Annotated in this window: 11 protein-coding genes; all 11 read left to right on the plus strand. The window is 42.4% G+C overall.

Going from position 1 to position 22,344, the window contains the following annotated elements; translation table 11 throughout:
• The first annotated feature begins 124 nt into the window (after nt 1-124).
• The 11 genes from ACFVSW_RS21315 to ACFVSW_RS21365 all read left to right on the plus strand — a co-directional run bounded on the left by ACFVSW_RS21315 (nt 125) and on the right by ACFVSW_RS21365 (nt 22,100).
• On the plus strand, nt 125-2,416 hold the full coding sequence (locus tag ACFVSW_RS21315) for a glycoside hydrolase family 3 N-terminal domain-containing protein (RefSeq protein ID WP_387318626.1): 2,292 nt from the start codon (nt 125-127) through the stop codon (nt 2,414-2,416).
• 41 nt (nt 2,417-2,457) lie between these two features.
• Nucleotides 2,458-3,879 (plus strand): glycoside hydrolase family 1 protein, encoded by a 1,422-nt coding sequence (locus ACFVSW_RS21320; RefSeq protein WP_387318627.1) that lies wholly within the window; start codon nt 2,458-2,460, stop codon nt 3,877-3,879.
• 136 nt (nt 3,880-4,015) lie between these two features.
• Entirely contained in the window at nt 4,016-4,924 is a 909-nt protein-coding gene (locus ACFVSW_RS21325; RefSeq protein WP_387318628.1) for an ROK family protein, read from the plus strand.
• Nucleotides 4,925-4,949: 25 nt separating this feature from the next.
• A complete protein-coding gene (locus tag ACFVSW_RS21330; RefSeq protein WP_387318629.1) occupies nt 4,950-5,825 on the plus strand; it encodes an ROK family protein in 876 nt (291 codons plus the stop codon).
• A gap of 236 nt (nt 5,826-6,061) precedes the next feature.
• The gene (locus tag ACFVSW_RS21335; protein ID WP_387318630.1) at nt 6,062-6,787 is read left to right on the plus strand and encodes a GntR family transcriptional regulator; all 726 of its coding nucleotides are present in this window, start codon (nt 6,062-6,064) and stop codon (nt 6,785-6,787) included.
• 345 nt (nt 6,788-7,132) lie between these two features.
• Nucleotides 7,133-9,991: an endo-beta-N-acetylglucosaminidase gene (locus tag ACFVSW_RS21340; protein WP_387318631.1), complete on the plus strand. Its 2,859-nt coding sequence runs from the start codon at nt 7,133-7,135 to the stop codon at nt 9,989-9,991.
• A gap of 270 nt (nt 9,992-10,261) precedes the next feature.
• Nucleotides 10,262-12,388 carry a DUF5054 domain-containing protein gene (locus tag ACFVSW_RS21345; protein ID WP_387318632.1) on the plus strand — a complete coding sequence of 709 codons (2,127 nt, stop codon included), beginning with the start codon at nt 10,262-10,264 and terminating at the stop codon, nt 12,386-12,388.
• A 51-nt stretch (nt 12,389-12,439) separates the two neighbouring features.
• Nucleotides 12,440-14,239 (plus strand): class I mannose-6-phosphate isomerase, encoded by a 1,800-nt coding sequence (locus ACFVSW_RS21350; protein ID WP_387318633.1) that lies wholly within the window; start codon nt 12,440-12,442, stop codon nt 14,237-14,239.
• Nucleotides 14,232-15,143: an ROK family protein gene (locus ACFVSW_RS21355; RefSeq protein ID WP_387318726.1), complete on the plus strand. Its 912-nt coding sequence runs from the start codon at nt 14,232-14,234 to the stop codon at nt 15,141-15,143. Before ACFVSW_RS21350 ends, ACFVSW_RS21355 begins: the two co-directional genes overlap by 8 nt.
• Before the next feature lie 22 nt (nt 15,144-15,165).
• Nucleotides 15,166-17,619 (plus strand): glycoside hydrolase family 38 N-terminal domain-containing protein, encoded by a 2,454-nt coding sequence (locus ACFVSW_RS21360; protein WP_387318634.1) that lies wholly within the window; start codon nt 15,166-15,168, stop codon nt 17,617-17,619.
• Nucleotides 17,620-18,020: 401 nt separating this feature from the next.
• Nucleotides 18,021-22,100, plus strand: a complete 4,080-nt coding sequence (locus ACFVSW_RS21365; protein WP_387318635.1) for an endo-beta-N-acetylglucosaminidase — start codon at nt 18,021-18,023, stop codon at nt 22,098-22,100.
• Nucleotides 22,101-22,344 lie beyond the last annotated feature (244 nt).

A 22,344-nucleotide genomic window follows, 5' to 3' on the forward strand; every position in this document is an offset into this window, starting at 1 on the left:
CGCAGGCGCTTTAGCGCCGAGGAGGCTCACCGCCCGCCCCGCGGAAAGCGAAGCGCCTGGAACGGAAATCAACATTCACTTTTAACAGAGCCTTTATCAAAAAAGTGCAATAGGAGTTAGAGAGATGGGAAAAACGAACCATTCAACTAAAGAAATAGAATCAATATCTAATAGAGTAGAAAGATTACTTTCGAAAATGACCTTAAAGGAAAAAGTAGGCCAAGTGAACCAGAGGATGTACGGCTGGGAAGCTGTTAGGAAGACAGCAACGGGGTACGAATTGACAGAAAAATTTAAGGAACACGTTCGATTCGGTGATGGAATCGGTGTTCTCTATGGTCTGTTTCGTGCAGATCCGTGGTCAGGAATTAATTATGAAAATGGAATTCCTGAAAGCAAAAGTGCGGAAGTTGCCAATACGATTCAACAATATATTAAGCAAAATACAAGATTAGGGATTCCCGTCCTGTTATCAGAAGAGTGCTCCCACGGCCATCAAGGACTAGACAGCCTGATTACTCCCGTTAATTTAGGCGTGGGAGCAACTTGGAACCCAGACTTACATGAAGAATTGGTGGCAGCTGTTGCGGAACAAGTGCGGGCTAAAGGTGCTCATTTGGCACTCGTATCGACACTTGATATCCTCCGTGACCCAAGATGGGGGAGATCAGAAGAATGCTTCAGTGAAGATCCTTATCTTGCTGCCAGGTTAACCGAAGCTGTTTTAAAAGGGATGCAGGGGGAAGCAGACGGCCAGATTCCAGAAGGTAAAATGATTCCGGTATTAAAACATTTTGCGGCACAAGGTAATGGGACAGGGGGGCATAATGCGGCTCCAGCCTCGATAGGTGAAAGAGAACTAAGGGAAATTCATCTGCCGCCAATGATTTCAGCGATTCAATCAGGAGCCCTTGCTTGTATGGCTGCCTATAATGAAATTGACGGAATCCCATGCCATGCCAATGGTTATCTTCTCAATCAAATTCTTCGCGAAGAGTTAGGGTTTAAAGGGGCTGTTATGGCAGATGGCTGTGCTCTAGACCTTTTGGTCAATTTAACCCAGAGCCGGGAAAAGGCGGCAGCGTTAGCCCTTGAAAGCGGGGTAGATATAAGCCTCTGGGACAATGTGTATACGACATTGGAAAAGGCGGTTGAAGAAGGCCAAGTTAGTGAAGAAAAGCTTAATGACGCGGTAAGAAGGGTTTTAACACTTAAGTTTAAAATGGGATTGTTTGAAAATCCTTATACGGAAACCAATCTGTCTCAAAATAAGGAGCAAGCAGAAAAAGTCAATCTGGAATCCGCCCGGCAGTCGGTGGTGTTGTTGAAAAATAAAGGAATATTGCCATTAAAAGAGGCTGTAAAAAAAATAGCAGTCATTGGACCTAATGCAGCTGCCATCTATAATCAGCTTGGTGATTACACACCATTTCAACAAGAAGACAAGGTAATTACTGTGCTTCAGGGGATTACTACGTTAGCAGGAGATGCAGAAGTAGCCTATGAAAAGGGCTGTGGCATTCGTTCCGGCGAAAAGGAAGGAATAAAGAAGGCTGTTCATCTGGCTGACAATTCAGATGTTGCTATTGTTGTTTTAGGTGGTTCGAGTGCCAGAAATTTCGACGCCCAATTTGACCTGAATGGAGCTGTAGTTAATACATCTGGGGAAGAGGAAATGGATTGCGGTGAAAATGTGGACGTAGCTGACTTAGAGTTGGGTGGTCATCAACTGCATTTACTACAGGAAATCATGAAAACCGGAACACCAACCGTTGTGGTCCTGATACAGGGACGGCCATATGCCATTCCATGGATAGCAGAACATGCTCCGGCGATCTTAAGTGCATGGTATCCCGGACAAATGGGTGGCCAGGCCATTGCAGAAGTATTATTTGGACATGTCAATCCAAGTGGAAGATTGCCTGTTTCCATCCCAAGGTCTTCCATGCACCTCCCGGTTTTTTACAACCCCAAGGATGGGGGATATAAAAAGGACTATTTCGATTTGTCTGGAGAGGCACTATTCCCTTTTGGATTTGGACTTTCTTATACTGAATTTAAATATGAAAATCTTCGATTCACCTCTCAAACCATCCAGTCGGACAACCTGTTAGCAGGTGAAAAGTTTAAAATAATCGTTGATGTCACTAATAGTGGGGATCGCGACGGCTTTGATGTTATTCAGCTATACGTAAAAGGAAAGGGATCGAGTATTACAAGAAGAGTGAAGGAACTAAAAGGATTTAAGAAGGTATGGATTGCCGCTGGAGAAACCAAAGAAGTTCATTTGGAATTAGGGGTGGAAGAATTACGAGTATTTAGCAGCCAAAATCAATACGAGCTTGAGAAGGGCTTTTTTGAAATAGAAGTTGGAAATCCTGTCAACTATTTAAAAGCCATTCCAGAGATTGGCTAGGTCCCTAAGCTAAAAAATAAATAGATTGAAGGTGCTCATCAATGGATAATAAAACGAATAGAACGAGCCCTGAATACCGATTTCCTCAAGGCTTTTGGTGGGGAAGTGCGGCATCAGGTCCACAAACTGAAGGTGCAGCGGATCAGGACGGAAGGAAACCTAGTATTTGGGATTATTGGTACAGCATTGAACCAAATTGTTTCCACAATGATGTAGGACCTGAGAATACATCTAATTTCTATCATATGTTTAAAGAAGATATTCAACTGATGAAAGAAACGGGTCACACTTCCTTTCGAACATCAATCCAATGGTCAAGGTTGATTCCGGATGGAGTCGGGGATGTGAATGAGAAAGCCGTAACCTTTTACAACCAAGTGATAGATGAACTACTTGCAAATGATATTGAACCATTCATGAATCTTTACCATTTCGATATGCCGATGTGCATGCAGGAAAAAGGCGGCTGGGAAAGCCGGGAAGTTATCGAGGCCTATGTGAATTATGCGGCAACATGTTTTCGATTATTTGGGGACCGGGTCAAGCATTGGTTTACTTTTAACGAACCGATTGTTCCTGTTGAGGCCAGCTATTTATATGATTTACATTATCCAAATGTAGTAGATTTCAAACGTGGGGCGACTGTTGCTCATCATACCATTGTTGCCCATGCAAAAGCGGTTGAGGCTTTCAAGAAATTGAATGTAGACGGCAAAATTGGCATCATCCTAAACTTAACGCCATCTTATCCACGAAGTCAGGATGCTGCAGATGTAAAGGCTGCCCATATTGCGGACCTTATCTTTAACAGAAGCTTCCTCGATCCGGTCACAAAAGGGGAATACCCGAAAGATCTGATTGAGATTTTAAAAGATAGAGAGTTACTTCCAATAGTGGAACCGGGAGATTTAGCCGTCATTCGAGACAATCCCATTGATATTTTAGGAGTGAATTACTACCAGCCGCGCCGAGTCAAAGCAAAGGAACAGTCGGTGCCGGCAGGGAATCCGTTTATGCCGGAACATCTATTTGATCCGTATATTATGCCAGGCAGGAAAATCAATCCGCACCGCGGCTGGGAAATCTGCGAGGAAGTCATCTATGACATTATGATGGATATTCGTGACAATTATGGCAATCTACCATTCTTTATTTCAGAAAATGGCATGGGTGTTGAAGGGGAAGAGAAATTCCGAAATGAAGCAGGATTCATTGAGGATGATTACCGGATTGAATTTATCCAGGAACACCTGAAGTGGGTCCATAAAGGTCTGCAAGAAGGGGCAAATTGTCTTGGCTATCATCTTTGGACATTTATCGATAACTGGTCATGGACAAACGCCTATAAGAACCGATATGGATTAGTAGAGGTAGATTTACAGAACAACTATAAACGAACGATTAAAAAATCTGGCAGATGGTATAAAACATTAGCTGAAAATAATGGGTTTACTGTCGGATAAGTTGTGCCAACTGTCGTATAGGCAGGTCTAACTGTCGTATAAGCGATGTCAACTGTCGTATAAGTCGTTCCAACTGTCGTAAAACCCGTTCTTACTGTCGTTAGAAAATAAATCTGTAAAAAAGGGGGTGATACCAGTGAAAGCTTACATGGTTTTTGATATTGGCGGAACCTATATAAAGTATGCTGTGATGGATGATCATGCTAACAAACTTGAGAGCGGAAAGATTCCGACACCGTCAGCAGGATTGGAACCATTTTTGCAAAATATTACTGATATAGTAAAACAGTATGCACGCTCTTTTGAATTACAAGGGATCGCGTTAAGCTCGCCGGGTGCTGTCGATGTCGGCACTGGATTTATTGGTGGTGCAAGCGCCATTCCCTATATTCATGGTGTCTGCATGACTGATTTGCTGAAGGAACGGACCGGTCTAGAGGTATCAATTGAGAATGATGCCAACTGTGCTGCATTGGCTGAAGGGTGGCTGGGTGCTGCAAGAGATACGGATTATTATATATGTGTTGTCATTGGTACGGGAATTGGCGGCAGTATTGTCATGAATCAATCGATATTACGCGGAGCTACCCTTCATGGCGGAGAGTTTGGCTATATGATTATGGAAAGCTCGGCAAACCATCCGCTGCGAGCAACTTGGAGCCAAATGGCATCAACCAATGCCCTTGTAAAAGAAGTAGAAAGGCGAAAGTCGCTTGACAAAGGAACGTTGACTGGCGAAGACGTATTCCGTTTGGCGGCAGATGGGGATCCGATTGCTCGTGAATGTATTAGCAATTTATATAAAAAGCTGGCGATTGGAATCTATAACCTGAAATATGCCCTCGATCCGCAGAAAATTCTCATCGGTGGGGGGATTAGCAAGCGTCCAGATGTGATTAAAGGGATAAACGACGAATTAGCACAATTAAAAGACGAAATCTCGACTTTGGATATATCAGTTGAAGCGTGTCAATTTGATAATGATGCCAATTTAATTGGAGCCTTGTTTCATTTTTTGAAGGTGCATGCCGCATCAGGAATATAAACATAACAATATGGAGGAACCGAAAATGTTTGGTGCGATAGAAGCTGGAGGAACAAAATTTGTTTGTGCGGTCGGAGACGAGTTGGGCACGATTATTGACCGGATCAAGATCCCAACCACAGTGCCGGAGGAAACAATGGCCGAGGTAATGGCGTTTTTTAAAAAATATGATCTTGATGCGATTGGGATCGGTTCATTTGGTCCTGTCGATGTAAATCATGAAAGCCCGGCCTATGGGATGATAACCTCCACACCTAAATTGGCATGGAGGAATTTTCCGTTTGTCCAAGCATTAAAAGATGCTTTTTCAGTACCGATTGGTTTCAATACCGATGTGAATGCAGCGGCATTAGGGGAAGCCATCCATGGTGCGGCCAAAGGTTTAGACAGCTGTTTGTACATTACGGTTGGGACAGGAATTGGAGCAGGTGCAGTGGTTCAAGGAAAGCTTCTTCAAGGACTGTCCCACCCCGAAATGGGCCACATCCTTGTAAGGCGCCATCCGAATGATGAGTATCAAGGTAAATGCCCTTATCATGGAGATTGTTTAGAAGGTCTTGCGGCAGGTCCTGCGATTGAAGAACGTTGGGGGAGAAAAGGGTTCGACCTAGTGGACCAAAAGGAAGTATGGGAATTAGAAGGTTACTATATTGCTCAAGCCCTGATGCAATATATTTTAATTCTATCACCAAAAAGGATTATTCTTGGCGGCGGCGTGATGAACCAGAAACAAGTATTCACTTCCGTTTATCACTACTTGCAGGAGCTTCTAAATGATTATGTTTCCTTGCCGGATCTAACGGAATATATTGTGAGTCCTGGACTAGGCGATGATGCTGGGATAACGGGCTCTCTTTTGCTTGCCCATCAAGCATTTACAGAGGAAAACCGAAGAAAATAGGAACAATTAAAAGGAGAATATGGGGTACCGCCAAAACATATAGGTTACACCTCTTCTGTATGGTAGTGTTTTCTAGTCACTTACACTTTACCAAAGAACGAGGTGTTTTTCATTTTTTTAAAGTTGCCAATCAACATAATGAATATGCCACTGGCCTATACATAACAATCAATATTTATCACCTACTTTATTGGTGCGAAAGTTGAATAATAATAAGCAGAAAGTAGTGGACAAAAATGAAAGTACGCAATCAAGCAGCTAATTCATTATATGCTCAAATTGCAGATGATTTCCGTTTGAATATTCAAACGGAAAAATGGCGAGAAGGTGAGCGGATTCCTACCGAGCTGGAACTTTGTGATATGTATCACGTAAGTAGGATTACGATTCGGAAGGCGATTGATGAATTAATGAAAGAAAATTTACTTGTACGTATTCGATCGAAGGGAACCTTTGTTAAAGATACTTTTCAGGAAGAAGAACATTATACAATTATTAAAGGATTTACTCAAGAACTACAGGAGAAAGGAAAGCATGCTAAAACAGTAGATGTAGAGGTAAAGGTAGGGCATGCGAATAAACGTGTAGCAAAATATTTAAATATCGAGATTGGAAGTGCGGTTTTGATTCTAAAAAGGGTGCGGGGAGATGAGGATTCTGTTTTTGCCTTTTTTATCACTTATATTGCTTATAATCGCGATTATTCATTAGATACCAAAGATTATTCTTCCTCTTTCTACTCTTACTTACGTACAAAAAATATTATTGTGAATCAGGAAAGAGAATATGTTGAAGCTGTTTCACCTAATCGTGAAGTGCAAAAAAAGTTAAAAATAAAAGAATCAGAGCCTGTATTAAAAAGAGTTCGCTTTACTTCAAACGTTAGCCAGAATTTTTATGAGCTTTCAGAATGTTTCTATATTGGAAAAAAATATCGCTATTATTTAGACTTTCGAGAGTAGAGTAGTAGACAAACTTGGGTAGGAACCATTAATCGAAAATATATAACAAAGCCCGTGAACCCTACTGTCAGAAGGCTTTTAAAAAGACAATTTTACGTGTTTTTTTGTGCTAAAATCAAGAAAGTAGAAAATTTTGACTTTGGGAATTGTCCAGCTCCAGGCTCCATCGGCTCGAGGTCATAAGCCGATAGGCGGGCGCCTTGCACATTTCTTATATCTTGTCATTGCAGACAAAATAAAGGCGAGATAACACAATGTCATAATAATAGAATACTATCCTACTATGGAATCCGTTATAAAAAGCGAATCCCGCTTTTATAAATAATAAAGGAGGAGAGTGTGACCATGAAATTTAATTTCAACAAACACTTTGTAGTCATTCTAGCATTGATTTTAGCAATTGGTACGATACTGACTAATGTCTCTATCGTATATGCCGGTGGAGATACGTTGCCGCCGCGTCCCGATGAGCAAGGTTACAAAGGAAAAAACCAACCCGTTTATCACGGACATCGAAAACAAAATATTTTGAATTGGACCCCTGAAACAGATGAATATTATGAATTTATGAGGGCAAAAGTACCGCTTCAAGAACGAAATGAAGCATTTAAACCGACACAGGCAAATCCGACATTAGACCAAGAAGTTCAAAGCCTAATCTTAGCAGGTGACTACGGAAATGAATTTTTTAACCCAACATTGTATAATGACCAATTTGCGCAATATTTATTCAACTTTTGGCAGTATGTAGATTATACAGCATCTTGGCATGGTGTAGTTACAAATCCGACGCCTGATTCTTTATATGATCCTGAAGCAGAATGGTGGCAACGTGAATATGAGTTTGGTGTATTAAATATTCCAAATCCGGCATACACAAATGCCGCTCACAAAAATGGCGTTAAATCTTTAGGTAGTATTTTCTTCCCAAGAACGGAGCATACCGATGATTTTGTTTATAAAGATGAAAATGGAAGATTCCCTATCGCTGATAAATTAGTTGAAATGGCAAAGTATTACGGTTTTGACGGTTACTTTGTGAATGCCGAAGAAGAACTGCCTAGCAGCTTTATGCCGGTTTATAAAGAGTTTATTGGGGCAATGACTTCGCAAGGTCTTTATGTGCAAGTTTATGCTTCCAATCGGTATGGACAAAAAAATAAAAGCTCGTGGGGTAAAATTGACTATTACAATAAAAATGCAACAGAGTTTAGCAACTGGATCAAGGAACCTGCCGATGCGACAATTGCTGCTAATTCTTTATATATGAATCCGGACCCGAGTAAGGCAATGGTAGATGGTTCTGTTGAAACAATGAAAGAATTGGGTTTAGATCCAAGAAATACAGTATTTAATACACTTGAGGCGGGTCAGACAGGATTTAGTGGAACACGTGGGTCATTATACAACACTTATGATGAAAATTTAGTTCCAAGAACGGGTCTAGCTTCTCTTGGCAGCTCAACTGTGTTTGAGCACCTGGATGAACAACTCTTTGGTCATACGGGGCCAAATAAGTATACAGAAAATAGACGTGGTGACCCTGAATATTACAAATATATCGCTGCAAGAGAAAGAACATGGTGGTCAGGTGCCGCAGATGCTCCCACTTATGACTTGGGAAAAGGGACGCTTGCTTCAGCTGGCATAGGGCATGATCAATTGTTGCAAGCTGTTTTGAACGCTACTCCAGACCCTGTCAAAACAGCCAATGATCCTGAACGTGGAAAACCGAACGAAGGCAAGTCATATAAGACGTGGCCAGGTCTAGCGGCATACGTTTCCGAAAGGTCAGTAATTACTGGTTCAAATTTCTATACAAACTTTAATACTGGACATGGTATGCAATATTTTGTTGACGGTAAGATCTCGAATGACAACGAATGGGCTAACATCAATATTCAGGATATTCTCCCAACATGGCAATGGTGGATCGACACTAAGGGTACCAGATTAAAATTAGATTTCGACTATGGAGAGAAATATAACGCAGGACATGATTATACTCAACTTGGCGGATATAACGGCGGCAGCTCATTGGCTATCTATGGTGATTTGGATACGACAAACTTTGTTCGTTTATACAAAACGAAATTAGATATTAAGCCTACGTCAAAATTAAACATTACATTTAATAAACCATCAAAGACGGATGCAAGCAGCGTTGAAGTAGGATTGATTTTTGAGGAGGATCCAACAAAGGTCGAGTATATTAAAATCCCGAGCGGGGCTAACAAAAGTACCAAAGGATGGGTACAGAAAAACTTGGATCTTTCCAAATATGCCGGTAAAACTTTGGCTGCTTTCGGTCTATCTTTTTCTCCAGAGAAAGGAGTTATTAAGGATTATCAGTTTAACGTCGGTGAAATTAAGATTACAGACGGTAAGGCTGTTAAACCTGCCGCTCCAAAAGGGTTGAAAATTGATAAGTCCTATGATACGTCCGAAATGTATGTTTCGTGGGACTTGGAAGATTACAACAAGGTAAAACGTTACAACCTATATGCGGAATATGAGGGCGGGAAGGAAGTATTTTTAGGTGGAACGTATGACGACGTCTTTTATATTAAGTCTTTATACGATCCTAAAGGTATAGTGAAAATCAAGGTTAAAGCGGTTGGGGCTGACGGAAGAGAAGGCTCGGAAGCAGTTGTCAAAAAGAATATTTCGGAAACGGTCAAAAATATCCAAGCGAAAGAAAAGGATGGGTATATTGATTTAACTTGGGAAACTCCGGCGGTTAAACACGCCAACGTAAAAGTAGACGTAACATTTAACTATTCACCACGAAAAGATGTTTACTCAGAGACTTTTACGAAAGGAACAAATGCAGCTAAAATTGACATTCCAATTACCGATGGAAGTGCATATACAGTTAGAATTTCAATATTGGATGCTAAAGGTAACGTCATAACTTACTCAGATGACACAGGTGTATTAATAGATAATCAAGCAGACGTTTACGAGGGTGCTGCAACAATGATTGGATCAAAGGTTAAACTTTCAGGGCCAACATCCGATGACTGGTGGCATTTATATGCCTGGCAAGATGGCAAACAGATCACATTTAAAGATGGAAGAAAGTATGCCATTAGAGGCGTTGACGATTTAATATTCACAGTTAAGGGAAGTTCCGGGGTTATTGAAGTCGTTTTAGAAGACTTTAATGGCAATACGTCTGAGCCTGTACAAGTTCCGTTTTGAATAAGGACTAGTCATTCCGATGCCACATTTTGTGTTTTTACTTATCTGAAAAACAGCCCCATTATTTGAAAAGATAATGGGGCTGTTTAAGTAAGCAACAAAGGGTATTAAGATTGAAAAATCCATGCTTGGCAAAAGAGCTGGACTTATAGGAGCTGCTTGGCTCGTTTTACAATCCTTTTTTGATTATCCCAATAATAACAGAATAAGTAACCAATTCGTTCATTATTAATTATCTTCCTTGGTAACTATCGGAATGGAGTGAAGCTCGTGACAAAAACAATTAAAAAAGTGCATGTTATTTTCAAAACCCATTTGGACATTGGATTTACCGATTTAGGAAAAAACGTAATCGAACGTTATATGGAAGGTTTTATTCCACAGGCGATGGAGTTATCCGAACAGTTGGCATGCGAGGAAGGAAATGTGAAATTCGTATGGACGACTGGTTCTTGGTTGATCCACGAATTTTTACAGACGGCTTCACAGGAAAATCGAGTACGCATGGAGGAAGCGATCCGTGAAGGGCGAATGGTTTGGCATGGATTGCCGTTCACAATCCATACAGAAATTATGGATGCATCATTGTTTGAATACGGCCTTTCGCTCTCCCAAAATTTAGATCGGCAGTTTGGAAAAACAACGATTGCTGCCAAAATGACCGATGTTCCTGGACATACGATCGCGATTGTGCCGATGCTGGCAAAACACGGCATTCAATATTTGCATTTAGGTGTCAATATGGTCTCAAAAAATCCGAAGGTACCAAAGGTATTCGTGTGGCGTGCAGCAGACGGGTCGGAGATTATCGTCAATTATGCCGATAGCTACGGCAAACCTTTTCAAATGGATGGACTCGAAGATGCTTTATATTTTGCTCATACGGGAGACAATCATGGGCCTTCCACTTTGGAGGAAATTCGCGCATTGTTCTCACGATTGCAGCAGGAGTATCCCGGGGCGGAGATTATGGCTTCAACCCTTGATGCGTTTGCCGAAAAGCTTCTTGCAGTCAAGCATTTGCTGCCTGTCATAAAGGAAGAAATCGGTGATTCGTGGATTCATGGCATTGCTTCCGATCCATGGAAAGTGGCACGCTACCGGGAATTGCTTCGGTTAAGGGACAAATGGAATGCAACTGGTCAATTGGATCCCGAAAGTGAGCAGTACGCCCAATTTTGCAATCGGCTTATGCTTATACCAGAGCATACATGGGGAATGAACGCATCGGTATATCTTGTTGACTTTGCCAATTACTCTGCTGCCGATTTTGCAGCAGCCAGAGCACGCGATGTTGTAGACGATACGAAACTGAGAAAATACGATTACCTTCGCCAGCTTGCGAATGAGAGAAGATCATACAGTGACTACGAAAGCTCGTGGCAGGAACAGCGGGACTATATCGAGGAGGCGCTTCGTGCGTTGCCTGAAGAGCTGGCGAACGAAGCAAGACAAACGTTGGAAGGGATGGCCCCACGGAGTTCCATTGAAAACACTGCGTGCTCAGAGCTTGTTGAGGACCCGACGGAAATCGAGATGAACGAGTGCTACGAATTGGGACAGTTTCAAGTAAGCTTCGCTGCTGACGGATCGATTTTTAGACTTGTTGACCAATCGGGCAAGGCATGGGCTGATGACAATCAGCGACTCGGAATATTTCACTACGAAACGTTCAGCAAAGAATGTTACGACAGGTTCTTCAAAGAATATGTGACCAATCTGGAAGTCCATCACAGCTGGGCGGATAACGATTTCGGCAAACCGGGTATCGAATATGTAAAGCCAAGACCGAAACATTACCGATATCCGGCGGCATTAAAATCGCTACATTTGAAGAGAAATACCGATCGTGACATCGTTCGTGCGGAACTGAAGCTGCCGAAGGAGGTTTGCGAACATTACGGAGCGCCTAAAAAGCTAGCTGTGATCTACACGTTCCATGTGGATGAGCCAATTGTTGATATTGAATTACATTGGAACGATAAGCAAGCGTGCCGTCTTCCGGAAGCAAGCTGGTTTTCTTTTGTACCGCTTGTCGACAATCCGAACGCCTGGTTCATGGATAAACTGGGAGAACGGGTCTCTCCGTTGTCTGTTGTGAAGGACGGCAACCGGAATATGCATGGTGTTAACTCCGGTCTTTACTACGAAGGCGCGGACGGAAAAGCCGTTATTGAAACGTTGGATGCTCCTCTTGTTTGTCCGGGTGAACCGCGTTTGCTGCAATTCGACAACACCTATGCTCCGCTAACCGGTGGATTCCATTTCAATTTGCACAACAATGTATGGGGCACGAATTTTAGGATGTGGTTCGAGGATGATATGAAATTTCGTTTCAGTCTGAAGCTGCGATCAAATTCAACTTTAGAACAAAAGGTTGTAAAGGATATGGATTGAATAGTGCTGCCCAATCACGATGCCTCATTGATGAGAAAGGAAGAAAAAGTTATGTTTGAAAAAAGACCATTAAATCCGATTCGTCAAGCCGTCCTCGAAAATGGCATTGAAGAAGGATACGGTGCTCTCCTGCAGAGAGTGATTTCACAGGCTAAAAGCAAAAGCTGCAACGTCTTCACACTTGTTATAGACGGTACACATGGTGCAGATTTTAATGCTCTACTGAAGGACTTGATCCCATATGCTGAAGACCACGGATTTCGTTTTGCTACTGTGGACACTTATAGCTATTTAAAATCCGGAACAGAGCTGAGGGACCATTTCCGACAGAACATTACTGATAATCGCGCTTTCGGCTATGTAGCAAATCAGAAAATTGACGAGTATTTCCAAAACAGAGCGCAGCGCAATTTTGCAGAGGATGCAGCCAGGTTAACGGAAACATCAAGCGAGAGGTTATTGTTTGTCGTTTTTGGCCCTGGCGCGTTATGGCTTTCGGATGGTTGTTGCGATGCTTCGCTGTTTCTCGATGTTTCACGGGAATACCAGGAAATTGCCTATAAAGGCAGCTTACTGAACTTTGGGTTTAGTTGGAATATCGACGCTTTGGAAAAATACAAAATTGCCTATTTTGTTGAGTGGCCGCTGCTAGAGGGATACCGTAAGGAGCGGATGAAAGCGTTTGATTGGTATGTCGACATGAATGCCCCATGCCGTCCTGTCCTATTGACCGTTAGTGATTTGCTGGCTGTTATCCGGGACATTGCCCGTTTTCCGCTGCGTGTTAAGCCGTTTCTAATGCCAGGCGTATGGGGTGGACAATATTTAAAGCGAATCGCTGATTTGCCAGCTGACATGATCAACTGCGCATGGAACTTCGAGCCAATCGCTCCCGAAAATTCGGTGCTAGTGTCGATGGGAGAGCACGTTGTTGAAATTCCATTTCTACTCATGATGGCATTTTCTCACTTGGAAATGATCGGACGGCGCAATGTCAAGTTGTTCGGCGATTATTTTCCTGTACGATTCGACTTTTTAGATACGATAGATGGTGAAAATCTATCCTGTCAGGTCCATCCGAAGCAGACCTACCTCCGTGAAACCTTTAATGAATTCATGGAGCAGCAGGAGTCTTATTACATAATGGAGAAACAAGGCGACGCCAAGGTATACCTCGGATTAACGGAAACATGCACGGAGAAGTCGTTCCGAGAAGCGGTAGAAAAGTCCCAAGAGACGGGAGAACCGATTCCTTTTACGGAATACGTGCAAGAATGGCCGAGTGAGAAGGGTGACTTGTATCTCATTCCAACAGGTACTGTCCACTGTTCAGGAAACAACAATTTCGTACTAGAAATATCTGCGACGACGTGGTGGTTTACATTCAAAATATACGATTACGTGCGCAAAGATTTAGATGGAAAATTGCGTCCAATCAACATCGATTATGCATTCGACAATATCGATTTCTCGCGTAAAACCGGTTGGGTGCAAAAAAACTTGATTCATCAGCCGAAACTCCTTAAGCAACAAGGCAGCAATGAGGAGTACGTGCTTGGAGAACGTGACGATTTGCTCTTCTATGTAAACCGCATCCATCTGGCAGACCGATGGGAGGACGAAACCGATGACGAGTTCGTTCTGCTTAATCTAGTTGAGGGTGAGCGCGTTCGTATTATGTCATTGGATGACGAAGAAGTTTACGTCGAATTTGGTTATGCAGAGTCTTACATCATACCAGCCTCATTTGGTGCTTATGCCATTGTGAATTTGAGTAGCGCGCCGTGTAAACTGATTAAAGCAGGCGTATCGAGGAAATGGAACGTTAGCTTGGTTGATGCAGATGCATGATTACGTATTGGCCTTTGATGTAGGCGGTACGTATGTGAAAGCCGGTATCATACGTAGCGACGGTACCATTGCGAAACCTGTTATGGTGTATCCCGCGCGGTCGGAGGAGACGAGGGAGGAGCTGCTGCAGCATTTTGCCTTGCTCGTTAAGGATCAGGGGAAGAGGGTTCAAGCTGGGCAGGCGATCCGGGGCATAGGATTTGCGTTCCCCGGTCCGTTCGAATACGAATCCGGCATATGCCGAATACGAGGGCTAAACAAGTTTGAATCGTTGTACGGCGTTAATCTCAAAGAAGAATTGACGAACAGAATTGCTGTATTACCAGAGCTGCAAGGAAGATGGAGTGATTCTCCGGGTATCGCCATCGAAAATGACGCTGCTCTGTTCGCGTTAGGCGAATGCGCCTTCGGCGAGGGCAGGCCCTATCCGAGAACTATTTGTTTAACGATTGGCACAGGATTCGGCTCAGCCTTCGTGAGCAGCAACCGGTTGGTCAAACAGGGCGAAGGGGTTCCCCCTGAAGGCTGGTTGTACCGATTGCCCTACCGGGATGGAATTATTGATGATTACATCTCTCGCAGGGGAATCATTCGGCTTGCTAATGAGATGGGGATCAAGAACATATTAGCTGGGGAAGACGATGTGAAATGTTTGGCGGAACGAGCCTGCTCAGGCGAATCGCTGCCGGTACAATTGTTCCATGAGTTCGGTGAAAGGTTAAAAGAGGTTCTGAACCCTTTTATCCAATCGTTTCAACCTGATGCCATACTCATCGGCGGGCAAATTGCCAAAAGCGCGGACCTGTTCGGCTTATGTCAGATTGCTAGCGTTCCCGTCAGTATTACAACGGATACATCGGTTAGCGCATTAAAAGGTGTTTATCAGCTCTTTCAAAAATCATGATAACTAAAGGGAGTGTGTACACATGAATAAACTTAGCCGAAAATGGCGTATTTTTGCTATTCACCATTCACATACAGATATTGGTTACACGGAAAGGCAAGAAAGAATTGAGCAATACCATGTCGATTTTATCCGTCAGGCACTGAATATTTCCAAAGAGATGCGATCTGGAAAACGCGACGAGTGGAAAGGATTCAAATGGACGTGTGAGACATTTTGGGCGGTCGAGCAATTTCTTAAAGAAGCGAACGAAGAAGAAAAGAGAGATTTTGCAGAAGCGGTCCGCCGTGGAGATATTGAATTATCAGGCACCTATCTTAACATGACTGAGCTAGCAGATGAAGAACTGCTCTGTTCGATTCATTCCAAAGCAGCAAAATACGGACAGTCCATTGGTTCACCGGTTGAATCAGCTATGACAGCCGACATTAACGGTTATAGCTGGGGGTACGCAAAAAGCCTACTGGATGCGGGCATACGGCATTTGTTCTCGTGCATTCACACACACCATGGCATGTTTGCGCTGGGACGCAAGCAGATTCCATTCTGGTGGGAGACGCCGGACGGCGACAAACTGCTCGTATGGAATGGGGAGCATTACATGTTTGGTAACGAATTGGGCCTTTGTCCGGACGGCGTCGGCAGCTATATGATAAGGGACGAATTTCATACGCCGGCAATCGTTGACAACCATTACGAAATCATGTCGACCCGAATCGAACGATATTTGAGCAAATTGGAAGAGGAACAATACCCGTATGATTTTGTTCCTGTCATGGTGTCGGGACTGGCTACGGACAACGGTTCACCAAACGGGGATATTATGAAAGTGCTCCGTTCATGGAATGAGGAACATGGAGATGAAGTTCAAATCGAGATGTCGACGTTAAGTGAATTTTTCCGGCATCTGAAGCAGCAAGACGCTGAAATACCGGTATATCGTGGGGATTGGCCGGACTGGTGGTCGGATGGAGTAAACTCCACACCAATGCAAACGCAAATTTTCAAGGATGCTCAGCGCACATTGCGAAAAATCAAACGGCTAGATCCCCAGCAGCAGATTGTCAGTTCAACGGAGTTGTCCGAAATCGAGAATCAGCTTGTTATGTACGCCGAGCATACGTGGGGATATCATGCTTCGATTCATTCCCCGTGGGATTGGAATGTACAGATGCTAGAAGTGCGCAAGCTGGCCTATGCAGCCAACGCGAGCCGATTAGCGCACGGTGCTTTGGACAGAGTGAGCAATGTAAAAGGCGGATCACTGTTACATCCGAAGCGGGCTTTCCGTTATCGGGTGATCAATACGGAGCAGCATGCTTCGACGCAATTGGTCGAATTTAAATGGGACGGCTTTGAGAACGAGCGTTTCAAGGATGGGTTGGAAGTCGTAGAGGAACAAAGCGGACAGGTTGTTCCATATCAAGTGGGTCAACAAAGCGTAACAGTCGAGGTGGAACTGCAGTCGGGGGAGCAAAAGCATTATTTCATACGACCGGTGAAATCGTCGAAAGCCAGAACAACAAGCAATTATAAATTGGTCGGTGCTGACACGATTTATGACATCGAGGATATATACCCGTCGGGCGAGAAAAAGGATTTAGTTATCATTTCACAGCATGATGTTGAATCTCCATTCGTAAAAATATGCTGGAACGAGAGTGGGATTGTCTCTTGGGTGAATAAGGAGACGGGAGAGGAATTAATCCGAAAGGACCGGGAGCACGGGGCATTCACGCCTGTATATGAAATGACGCCTGCTGTTGATCCAAAGGACCCGAGCCACATCTTTACTGCTCGCAGCACAATGGGCCGCAATAGAAAAGGGATGAACGTGCAGCGTTCCGCCGGACGGTTGGTTAAGGCGAAGGCACTCTCCAGCGGACCGTTATATGGGGGAGTTGAACTTCAGTTCGAAATAAATGGGATGAGCTATTATTCTCTGTTCCTAAAAATTTATGCAACTGGAAGCAGGGTTGATGTAGCTGTCCGTTTTCATAAGGATAGCGTGTGGGAGCCGGAAAATGTATATTTTTCACTACCGTTCACTTCAGGAGCGAAGAATGACGAGACGTTGTGGCTTGATAAGGCTGGATCTCCTGTTCGCCCTTGGGTCGATCAAATACCAGGAACACTGCTTGACTATTATTGCATTCAAGAAGGATTAGCGTTTGTAGGAGAATACGGTTCACTCATGATCGCTACGCCGGATACGCCACTCATACAATTAGGCACCCTTGATTATGGAAAACGATTGCTCCATACCCAGCAAAGCGAAGAGACAGAACGACAAATATATGCTTGGGCAATGAGCAACTACTGGGAAACGAATTTCAAAGCGACATTGGGCGGTTTTTACGAATTTCGCTATTTTGTCGAGTGGAGCAAGGATTTTATTACGGAGAAACTAGCGATTGGACAGTGCCAAGCAATAAGCTCTGGATTTACAGCTTGGCGCATTAAAGCTGATGTATAATCTCCTAATCTAGTTGAGAAATGGACACCCGGATTTGGGTCGTGCAGTAGTCATTGCAATCCAAGCATGGAAGCTCAAGGGTTAATTATGTATAAATTTGGATAATCAGCATTCGTGTTTAAATGTAATATGATTTTTCCAACTAATCTATATTTTTTTAAGTTAAGCGCTTTCATATGAACTGATAGTATAGAAGAGGGGAACTATTATGAAATTTGAATTATTGGAAAAGTAGTTGCCTTAAGGTGGAAATATTATCCGTATTTCGTGCCCAGTTGACATCTTTGAGACTTATCATAATAACAAAAATCGATCCAATTTTAATAGAAAGGGAGGCTGTAATTTAGCATTCAAAGCAATTCCTGTTCAATTATGATTTTGGAAAAAAGGAGGAGTATATTATGGGTAAAACGTTAAAAAAGTCCCTATCTTTCGTTCTATCGTTAACAATGCTCGTATCGACATTCATTTTTTTGCCATTTGGTAAGGATGCAGCCTTTGCTTCGCAAGTACCAGAAAGCAAGCCCATTCCAAACGGGTATTATTTAAAAAAGGAATCGTTACAGCCCTATGGTACAAGTGTGCAAGTTGATGAGCTCAAAAACTGGAGTCCGGATAATGACCCCGACGCCAGATATAACAGGGGCTCTGTTCCACTAAAAGATCGGTACATGGGACCGTTAGTAAATGCTAATGCCTCACCAGATGCTAAGGTAATGAGCCTTGCTATGTCAAATCCGCGTGTTGGTGAAGCTAAATCACAGGGTGGTGAAGGTATCAATCAATATGCGTTCACCTATTTTCAATACGTTGATACTTATAATTATTGGGGTGGCTCTACACATGATGGTATTATTGCGATTCCAACACCGGAACATATTGACTCCGCTCATAAAAATGGAGTAAAAGCAACCGGTACAATCTTTTTCCCATGGGGGGATAGTGAGTTCGTTGGAAAAGCTATGACTCAATTTACGGAACAAGATAAGAATGGGAAATTTATCATTGCTGATAAATTATTTGAGATCGCTGAATATTACGGTTTTGATGGATTCTTTATTAATCAAGAATCCAGTGTAAGTTCCGCGCTTGCAGCAAAGCTTAGGGATATGTTGGCTTACATCCAAGAAAACAAACCGGAAAACTTTACGATGCAATGGTATGATTCCATGGTTCCAACTGGTGGTATATCCAATCAAAATGGAATTAACCAAAATAATATCGGGATGATTCAAGATGGTGAGAGACGAATCAATGATGAGGCTTTTTTAAACTTCAACTGGAATAAATCCAGAATTGATACCTCGATTGATACTATGTTAAAGGCAGGGAGAAGTCCCTATGATGTTTTTGCGAGTTGGGAGTATTTCCCATACAGCAAGGATCCAGGCCGTGTTGAGCATCTAGTTGATAATAACAACAAAATCAGAACCTCTATTGGTTTACTATCGCCGACTGTAACCCTTACAAACGCAGTAGGGCCGGAGGATTTCCAAAATGTTCAGGAATCAAAGCTTTGGGTCGGATCTACATCTGATCCAACCGATACAACAAGGGTGGCAAATCAATTCCCTGGCGTCTCCAGTATAGTCGCGGATCGAACACCAATTGTAGGCAGTAATTTTGTCACACATTTTACTGCTGGAAATGGATATAAATTTTATGAAAACGGTGTGGTGACCGGGAAGAAAGAATGGTACAACCGTTCCTTAACGGATGTCATGCCAACATGGCGTTGGATTGTTGAGAGCAAAGGGGCAAAACTTTCTCCAAAGATTGATTATGCGGATGCTTATTTCGCTGGAACTTCTTTAAAAATAGAAGGTAAGCTTGAAGCAGCTAATCCAAACCATATTAAACTCTATAGCTCAAAATTAGATATAAATTCTAAATCAAGTCTAAGTATAACGTATAAAACTAAATCAGCCGCTAACAACCTCCAGGTTGGACTAGGCTTTGGTGATACTTATGCAGATGAGAACTTTGTTTTCTTTGATGTTAAAGATGGTGAGGCTGGCAAGTGGAATACAGTTACTATTGATCTTTCAGCCTATGCAGGAAAAACTGCCAAAGCCATTTCACTAAAACTTGCTTCCAAGACAGACGTAAAGGATTTTGAAATAAATGTAGGCAGATTGGCGATTACTGATAATGCCCAGGCACCCGCAAAGATCCAAAAAGCTACATTTGATGAAATTATGTTTGAAGACTATGCACATGCGGAAGCTAGAATCTATTGGGATCAAGCCGATGATGCTGCCCTTTACACCATTCACAGAGTAAAGGCAGATGGGACAAAGGAATTTATCGGGGCAACACCAAACAATGCCTACTATATTGCTCCATTTGAAAAAGATGGCGATGAATCGGGCTTTAACTTCGAGATTACTCCGATCACTGAAAATGGCATTAAAGGTAGTGTGAAAAGTTTGCATTTTAAATGGTCGATTCCAGACAATACATCTGAGTTTATTGATAGAACGGTTAGAGAAAATTTAGCTTTAAATAAACCGGCTGTTTCAAACGTTGCTGTTGAAAACGATGGTCCAGTCCATAATATTAATGATGGTGTGATTACCTTAAGTAAATGGTGTACAAAAGGTTCGGCAACCGTTGCACGCCCTCATTTTGCAACAATTGACTTAGGCGAGGAAAAGGAGATTAGTAGATGGGTTGTTCACCATGCCAATGCTCCAGGTGCAGGTGAGAGTCCTGATATGAACACAATTGATTTTAAGCTGAGATATGCTCCGGACGACGGTTTGCCTCTATTGGATGGCGATACAACAGCAAGCAAAAACCGCGTAAATAATATGACTTTCAAAGATGCTGATACCGTAACAGATAATAGACTGGATATTACAGATCGGAACTTGAATACTCCAATTAAAGCAAGATATGTCCAGCTCTATGTGACGAATTCAGACCGCTCTCCTTGGAAAGCCACTCGCGTATACGAATTCCAAGTGTATGCTGAGAAGTTTGACCAAAGAACAGCACCAATCAATATGCAGTTTGTTAAAGCTAAGAACAATGAGGGTGCCACTGATAAAGTAACTGTTTCGAATGTTACAGCAGGTGATACGGTAAACCTTTACGAGGATCTGGCAACAAAGACAGTATTGGCAACAGCAATTGCTCCTGCTTCGGGCATTGTTGAATTCACCAATTTAGATTTTGGAGATCATGCCGGCAGAATTTACTACGCTGTCAAAAACCCGAACTACATGGAAAGTGTTAGAAGGAGTGTGCCTTTCGATGCAGCCCAAGGTGAAAAAATCTCTGTTCTTGGCAAAGAGGATTTTTCTTTGTTGCGTTCATTAAAAGGTGCCCAATTAGCAAATGCAAAAAGGTATGGCATCCTAACACTTAAAAATCTACCTGAGGGTGCACAAATTGAAATATTTGAAAATGAAAAGGATACCTTCCCAATATTATTATCTGCACCTGCAGTTGATGGGGCGGTTATACAGGAACGTATTCCCCTAAGAGATACAGATGGTAAATTTTTCATTGAAATAAAAGCGGAAGGAAAAAGAACATCCGACCGTTTTGCGGTTAATTATGATTTAGCCAACCTTCCTGGTGATATGTCTGGATTAAAGGATACTATAGCAAAATATAGTAAATTGAAAGAAGATAAATATCTCTCTAACGCTTGGATAAGATTTAACAATGCAATGAAGGAAGGTAAGGCTATACTGGCAAATAGTGCATCAACTCCGACACAATTAGCAGAAGCACAAGCTGCCATTAAAGCTGCTGCAGTGAAACTGCTTCGTAAAGGTGATCTTAGCGATTTAATTAACCTATATAACACTCATAAGGAAAAACAAGAAAGCCAGTTTATGGTAGAGGGTTGGGTTCCATTTAAACAGGCACTAGATCATGCCGAAAGAATCATTACTAAAAACGACAGTAGCCCGATTGAGGTAAAAGCGGCTGAAAGTACCTTGAAAGATGCAGCTTCAGGTCTAGTTGAAGCGAAGCTAGAAGAAGTTACCTTGGTCATTGATCACGATCAAATCGAGAGAACTAAGACTGCACAACTTCGTTTAATTGGGCAATTAAATAATGGCTACAACATCGATATCAATATAGCAGATGCTGAATTTTCGATTGATAATCCTGCAGTTGCTACCGTTGATGAAAATGGTATCATTACAGCTCTTCAAGAAGGAAGCGCGGAAATTACTGCTACAGTAAAAAAAGGTGACTCAGTTCATTTAACGAATCGAATTACTATTACAGTTGTACCGCTAGTGAACGAGAAGGTTGCAAAGGTAATTGAGCAAATTAACAATCTTCCAGAGCTAGCCGATTTGACATTGGCTGATAAAGAAGTGGTCAATGATTGCAAAGTTGCTTACAACAAGCTTCACCCGACATTAAGAGAGCAGGTCACTAATTATGATCGACTTGTTCAAGCCATGGAGCGAATGCAGGAGTTAAAGAAGAACTTTAATAATGGAAACAACTAGAACGGCTAAGTTTACAGCAGACGAAAATCAGCCAATCGATATGGATAAGTTTTTAAGATTCACAAGGGCAAGGAATGAAAGCAATTAGTTTTCAACAATACAAATTGAAAGAGGTCGTGATCATTATGAATCCGACCTTTTCCTTTGTAAAAGTCCATGTATTCATTTAGATACTATTCCATGGATAACCTTTTTTAAAAAATGTTCGATAACCGAAATTTTAAAAACTAGAAATATTTTCGTG

Source organism: Neobacillus sp. NPDC058068 (genome assembly GCF_042885335.1).
Taxonomy (GTDB): domain Bacteria; phylum Bacillota; class Bacilli; order Bacillales; family Cytobacillaceae; genus Neobacillus.

Coding starts and splice junctions, on each gene's coding strand:
- ACFVSW_RS21315 (WP_387318626.1), top strand. CDS start 125: ATGGGAAAAACGAACCATTCAACTAAAGAAATAGAATCAATATCTAAT.
- ACFVSW_RS21320 (WP_387318627.1), top strand. CDS start 2,458: ATGGATAATAAAACGAATAGAACGAGCCCTGAATACCGATTTCCTCAA.
- ACFVSW_RS21330 (WP_387318629.1), top strand. CDS start 4,950: ATGTTTGGTGCGATAGAAGCTGGAGGAACAAAATTTGTTTGTGCGGTC.
- ACFVSW_RS21335 (WP_387318630.1), top strand. CDS start 6,062: ATGAAAGTACGCAATCAAGCAGCTAATTCATTATATGCTCAAATTGCA.
- ACFVSW_RS21340 (WP_387318631.1), top strand. CDS start 7,133: ATGAAATTTAATTTCAACAAACACTTTGTAGTCATTCTAGCATTGATT.
- ACFVSW_RS21350 (WP_387318633.1), top strand. CDS start 12,440: ATGTTTGAAAAAAGACCATTAAATCCGATTCGTCAAGCCGTCCTCGAA.
- ACFVSW_RS21355 (WP_387318726.1), top strand. CDS start 14,232: ATGCATGATTACGTATTGGCCTTTGATGTAGGCGGTACGTATGTGAAA.
- ACFVSW_RS21360 (WP_387318634.1), top strand. CDS start 15,166: ATGAATAAACTTAGCCGAAAATGGCGTATTTTTGCTATTCACCATTCA.
- ACFVSW_RS21365 (WP_387318635.1), top strand. CDS start 18,021: ATGGGTAAAACGTTAAAAAAGTCCCTATCTTTCGTTCTATCGTTAACA.